The sequence below is a fragment of the Promicromonospora sp. NPDC060204 genome, from assembly GCF_042728455.1.
Lineage (GTDB): Bacteria > Actinomycetota > Actinomycetes > Actinomycetales > Cellulomonadaceae > Promicromonospora.
Genome location: NZ_JBHWZO010000341.1, coordinates 1 through 5,757, shown reverse-complemented (window position 1 = coordinate 5,757; position 5,757 = coordinate 1). Strand labels below are relative to the sequence as shown.

General features: G+C 71.9%; 5 protein-coding genes. 3 read left to right on the top strand and 2 right to left on the bottom strand.

Annotated elements, in window-relative coordinates; all coding sequences use genetic code 11:
• Positions 1-94 precede the first annotated feature (94 nt).
• The gene (locus tag ACFWEJ_RS26640; protein ID WP_377232189.1) at positions 95-946 is read right to left on the bottom strand and encodes a fumarylacetoacetate hydrolase family protein; all 852 of its coding nucleotides are present in this window, start codon (positions 944-946) and stop codon (positions 95-97) included.
• Positions 947-1,006: 60 nt separating this feature from the next.
• Entirely contained in the window at positions 1,007-1,774 is a 768-nt protein-coding gene (locus ACFWEJ_RS26635) for an SDR family NAD(P)-dependent oxidoreductase (RefSeq protein ID WP_377232188.1), read from the bottom strand.
• A 178-nt stretch (positions 1,775-1,952) separates the two neighbouring features.
• Here ACFWEJ_RS26635 and ACFWEJ_RS26630 point away from each other — a divergent pair, with 178 nt between their 5' ends.
• From ACFWEJ_RS26630 to ACFWEJ_RS26620, 3 genes are all read left to right on the top strand, one after another.
• On the top strand, positions 1,953-3,275 hold the full coding sequence (locus ACFWEJ_RS26630; RefSeq protein ID WP_377232187.1) for an alpha-L-fucosidase: 1,323 nt from the start codon (positions 1,953-1,955) through the stop codon (positions 3,273-3,275).
• 83 nt (positions 3,276-3,358) lie between these two features.
• Complete coding sequence (locus tag ACFWEJ_RS26625) at positions 3,359-4,681, top strand: MFS transporter (protein ID WP_377232186.1); 1,323 nt, start codon at positions 3,359-3,361, stop codon at positions 4,679-4,681.
• Positions 4,682-4,738: 57 nt separating this feature from the next.
• Entirely contained in the window at positions 4,739-5,716 is a 978-nt protein-coding gene (locus ACFWEJ_RS26620; protein WP_377232185.1) for a RimK family alpha-L-glutamate ligase, read from the top strand.
• Positions 5,717-5,757: the final 41 nt, after the last annotated feature.

Below are 5,757 nucleotides of genomic sequence, written 5' to 3'. Positions count from 1 at the left end.
CCGCTCGACTGACCCTCCCCCATCCGTTGAGTGCGGGCTATTTGTCGAGCGACACGCGTCTACTCGACAAATAGCCCGCACTCAACGAGGTGGGTCAGGGGAGAGAGGTGAAGGTGTGGGTCTGGCTCCCCAGGTTCTCGATCTCCAGGGTGACGACGTCGCCGTCCGTCAGGTACGGGAAGCGGCCCGAGAGGGCGACGCCCTCGGGCGTGCCCGTGCAGATCAGGTCGCCCGGCTCCAGCGCCATGTACTGCGACAGGTGGTGCACGATCTCGGCGACGCCGAAGATCATGTCCGCCGTCGACGAGTCCTGCCGCGGCTCACCGTTGACGAAGGAGCGCAGCCGCAGGGCGCCCGGGTCCACCTCGTCGGCCGGCACGAGGGCCGGGCCGGTGGGCAGGAACCCCAGGCCGCACTTGCCCTTGGACCACTGGCCCAGGGAGTCGTCGAGCTGCCATGCCCGCTCGCTGACGTCGTCCACCACGGTGTACCCGGCGACGTGCTCCCGGGCGGCCTCGACGGACGGCAGGTAGCTCGCGCGCCGGCCGATCACGACCGCCAGCTCCACCTCCCAGTCGACCTTCTCGGCGCCGGGCGGCAGCGGCACGGCGTCGTCCGGCCCGGCGACGGTGTTGGGGTGCTTGAAGAAGATGATCGGCAGGCGGGGCGGCTCCGCGCCGGACTCGCGGGCGTGCGCGGCGTAGTTCTGCCCGATGCAGACGACGGCGGCCGGCCGCGCGATCGGCGCCCCGCGGCGCAGCTCGGCGGCGCCGTCGAGCACGGGCAGCTCCCCCGCCGCCAGCGCGGCCCGGGTGCGCGCCACGCCGTCGGCGGCGAGGAAGGCGCCGTCGACGTCGGCGGTCAGGGGGCGCAGGTCATAGGTGACGCCGTCGGAGGTGACGGCGGGGATCTCCTGGCCGACGGGGCCCAGGCGGAGCAGGTGCATCGTGTCCTCGTTCTCGGATCGGGTGTGCGTGGGGGTTCAGGACCGGGTTCCGGGCCGGGTTCAGGACTGCTCGGGCGGCCGGACGCGCAGCTCGTGCATGCCGCCGTCGACCGCGAGCGCCGTGCCCGTGGTCGCCGTGGCGAGCGGGCTGGCGAGGTAGCAGACGGCGTGCGCCACGGCCTCGGGGCTGACCAGCCGGCCGGTGGGCTGGCGCGCCTCGAGGGCGGCGCGCTCGGCCTCGGGGTCGGCGGCGGCGTCCAGCAGGCGGCCCACCCAGGGCGTGTCGACCGTGCCGGGGTTCACGCAGGTCACGCGGATGCCCTCGCGCACGTGGTCGGCGGCCATGGCGAGCGTGAGCGCCTGCACGGCGCCCTTGCTGGCGGAGTACAGGGCGCGCTGCGGCAGCCCGGTCCACGAGGCGATCGACGCGGTGTTGACCACGGCGGCGTGCTCCGAGGCGCGCAGGTACGGCAGGGCGGCGCGGGTGACGCGCACGATGCCGAGCACGTTCACGTCGAGCACGCGCAGCCACTCGGCGTCGTCGTTGTCGGCGACGGTGCCCTGGGCGCCGATGCCGGCGTTGTTGACGACGACGTCGATGCCACCGAGGCGCCGGGCGGCGGCCTCGACGGCGGCGCGCACGGCGGCGTCGTCGGTCACGTCGGCGATCTCGCCGGACGCGCCCTCGGGCACGCCGTCGGACGCGCGGTCGATCGCGACGACCTGCGCGCCGCGCTCCAGCAGGGCGGTCACGACGGCGGCGCCGATGCCGGACGCCCCTCCCGTGACGATGGCGCGGACGCCGTCGAACTCAAGGGCTGTGGTCACGGGATATTCCTCCTGGGAAGCGGCTGCGATGGCGATTCATCCAATCTATAGCACCGATCCACCGGGAACCGAAGGGGCAGATCACCCATCGGACCCGATAGGATCGACCCACTCGGAGCGATACGTCATACCTCTCCCCCGCTCCGGGACCATCCGCTCGACGAGGAGTGCTCCGCCCATGTCCCAGCCGGTCCAGCCCGCCCCGCCGTCGCACCCGGACCGGGCCTGGTTCACCGAGGCCAGGTTCGGCCTGTTCGTGCACTTCGGGCTCTACTCGGCCGCCGCCCGGCACGAGTGGGTGCTGAGCAACGAGCGGCAGACCGCCGAGCAGTACGCGCGCTACGCCGAGGTGTTCGACCCCGACCTGTTCGACGCCCGCGCGATCGCGCGCGCCGCCAAGGACGCCGGGATGCGCTACGTGGTGCTGACCACCAAGCACCACGACGGCTTCGCCCTGTGGGACTCCGCCGTCAGCGACTACTCCGTCGCACGCACGCGCGGGCGCGACCTCGTCGCTGAGCTCGCCGAGGCGGTGCGCGCCGAGGGGCTGCGCCTGGGGCTCTACCACTCGCTCATCGACTGGCACCACCCCGACTTCACCGTGGACTACCTGCACCCGCGCCGGGACGACCCGGACGCCCACGCCCTCAACGAGGGCCGGGACATGGCCCGGTACCGCGCGTACCTGCACGCCCAGGTGCGCGAGCTGCTCACCGGGTACGGCGCCGTCGACTACGTCTTCTTCGACTACACGTACGCGCACGACCGGGACGGGTGGCGCGGCAAGTACCCCGAGGACTGGGACGCCGAGGGGCTGCTCGCCCTGGTCCGCGAGCTGCAGCCGCAGGCGGTGGTCAACGACCGCCTGGGCATCCCGGGCGACCTGGTCACCCCGGAGCAGTACCAGCCGGACCAGCCTATGCGGGACGACGACGGCGCGCTGCTGACCTGGGAGGCCTGTCAGACCCTCAACGGGAGCTGGGGCTACGACCGGGACAACACCCGGTTCAAGGACCCGGACCTGCTGGTCCGCATGCTCGTGGACACGGTGTCCAAGGGCGGCAACCTGCTGCTCAACATCGGCCCCGACGGGCGCGGCGCGATCCCGGCCCGCGACGCCGGCACGCTCGCCGCGCTCGGCGCGTGGACCCGGCTGCACGGCCGGTCGATCCACGGCGCGGGCCCCGCGGAGCCCGCGCTGGCCGAGGGCCTCGCGCCCGGCCTGCCGCCCGGCGTCGTGCTCACGCGGCGCGCCGACCGGCTGTACCTGCACCTGTTCGCGTGGCCGTTCGCGCACGTGCACCTGCGCGGGCTCGCCGACCGGGTCCGCTACGCGCAGCTCCTGCACGACGGCTCCGAGCTGCGCGCCACCCGCAGCGACCCGGACCAGAAGGCGTGGAACACCACCCCGGGCGGGCAGCCGCCCGGCACCCTGACGCTGCACCTGCCCACGGCACGGCCCGACGTCGCGGTGCCGGTGGTCGAGCTGTTCCTGCGATGAGTTCGGGGGCGGCCCGTCGTCGGACAGGGCATGAATCTCAAAAACCATCGGCGTTCCGCGGCCTCGTCAGGCAGGGTTGAGCCATGAGCGACGTCGACATGCCCCGCTGGAAGCGCAACGTCGGGCTGTTCCTCGCCGGCCAGACCATCTCCCTGTTCGGGTCGATGGTGGTGATGTACGCGGTGATGTGGCACCTGACCATCGAGACCCGGTCCGGGTCGGTGCTCATGCTGAGCATCGTGTTCGGCATGCTGCCGCAGGCGTTCGTGTCGATCTTCGGCGGCGTGTGGGCCGACCGGCACCACCGCAAGTTCCTGATCATGGGCTCGGACACCGTCATCGCGCTGGCGACCCTCGGGCTCGCGCTGCTCATGGTCAGCGGCGTCGACTCGCTCTGGGTCATCTACGCGGCGCTGGCCGTGCGCTCGGTCTTCGCGGGCATCCAGACGCCGGCCGTGAGCGCGATGATCCCGCAGATCACGCCGACCGACCAGCTCATGCGCGTCAACGGCCTCTTCCAGTCCATCCAGTCGGGCATGATGCTGCTCGCGCCGGCCCTGGCGGCCGTCATCTACGCCTCGTTCGACATCGTCACCGTCTTCTTCGTGGACGTGGTGACCGCCCTGCTCGGTGTCGGCATGCTCGCGCTGGTCGCGGTGCCGCGCCTGGTGCGGTCCGACGCCGGGGAGCCGGTCAGCTACTTCGGCGACCTCGCCGCCGGTGTGCGGTACATCCGGGGCAACGCGCCGGTGCGCTGGCTCATCACGCTGTTCGCGCTGGTGATGTTCCTGGTGGGCGCCCCGAGCTACCTGACGCCGCTCATGGTCACCCGCACGTTCGGCGACGAGGTGTGGAAGCTGACCGCCAACGAGCTGTTCTGGGGCGGCGGCATGCTGCTCGGCGGCATCATCATGGCGTCGGTCGGACCCCGGATCACGCGCCGGGTGCGCCTCATGGTCGGGTCGGTGCTCGCCACCGGCGTGCTGGTCGCCGGGCTGGGCGTGGCCACGAACATGTGGGTGTTCTTCACGATCGGCCTGATCATCGGCGTCATGTTCGCGGCGCTCAACACCCCCGCGCTGACGATCATCCAGGAGCGGGTCGAACCCGAGATGCAGGGCCGGGTCTTCGGCTTCGTCGGGATCGTCATGACCGTCGCGATGCCGCTGTCCATGGTGGTGTTCGGCCCCCTGGCCGACCAGTTCTCCGTGGAGGCGCTGCTCGTCCTGGCCGGCGTCCTGCTGGTCGCGGTGCTGGGCGCGATCCTCGCGTTCCCCGGGGCGCGGCGCTCGCTCGCGCAGGTCGACGCGGCGCCTGCTGCGGCGTCCGATGGGCCTGAGGAGCCGGCCGCGACGTCGGACCAGCCCGGGCCGGCTGTGCCGCAGGACACAGCCGACCTGCGCTGACGGCGTGAAAGTATTGCTCGGTCCCATAGCCGTCAGCCATGTGTGCGGAAGGTTCCTGTGAGCGCCCCGAAGATCTATGCCCTGCACGAGAACCCCGAGTGGTTCCCCCCGTTCGCCGAGGCCTTCGCGGCCGAGGGCGTGGACTACGTCGAGTGGGTGCTGACCGACGGCGTCCTTGACCTGGACGAGGCGCCGCCCGAGGGGATCTTCTGGTCGCGCATCTCGGCGAGCAGCCACACGCGCGACCACGGCCTGACCAAGGACTACTCGCGCGCCGTGCTGTCCTGGCTGGAGGCGTACGGACGCCGCACCGTCAACGGCCGCCGCGTGCTGGAGCTCGAGGTCAGCAAGGTGGACCAGCTCACCGCGCTGCGCGCCGCGGGGATCGACACGCCGCGCACCGTGGCCGCCGTCGGGCGCGACCAGGTGCTCAAGGCGGCGCAGGGCTTCCCCACGCCGTTCGTCACCAAGCACAACCAGGGCGGAAAGGGCCTGGGCGTGCGCAAGTTCGACTCGTTCGAGGACCTCGCCGACTACGTCGGGTCCGACGAGTACGAGGAGCCCGTCGACGGCATCACGCTGATCCAGGAGTACGTCGTGGCGGCCGACGGCGGCATCACGCGCGTCGAGATCGTGGGCGGCGAGATGGTCTACGCCGTCCGCGGCGACACCGAGCGCGGCGGGTTCCAGCTCTGCCCCGCCGACGCGTGCGTCATCGACCCGGAGACGGGCCGCCCGATCCCGCCGGTCGGCGCAACCATCTCCATGGCGCCCGACGACGACTGGGGCCTGTTCTCCGAGCGCGAGGGCTACGACGACCCGGTGGTGGCCAAGTACCTCGCCTTCACCGAGCGGCACGGCATCGAGGTGGCGGGCATCGAGAACATCCGGACCGCCGACGGCCGGGTGCTGACGTACGACGTGAACACCAACACGAACTACAACAGCGACGTCGAGCGGGGCACGGCGAGGTCGGGGCCGCGGGAGATCGTCCGCCACCTGGCCCGGGTGCTGCGGGAGACGTACCCGGCGTAACCCGTTGAGTGCTGGACTTTTGCGCTGTTCCGGTCCGGAAC

Bases quoted from the DNA above. Each gene is read 5' to 3' on its own strand.
- ACFWEJ_RS26640 (WP_377232189.1), bottom strand. From the start codon at position 946: ATGCACCTGCTCCGCCTGGGCCCCGTCGGCCAGGAGATCCCCGCCGTC.
- ACFWEJ_RS26630 (WP_377232187.1), top strand. From the start codon at position 1,953: ATGTCCCAGCCGGTCCAGCCCGCCCCGCCGTCGCACCCGGACCGGGCC.
- ACFWEJ_RS26625 (WP_377232186.1), top strand. From the start codon at position 3,359: ATGAGCGACGTCGACATGCCCCGCTGGAAGCGCAACGTCGGGCTGTTC.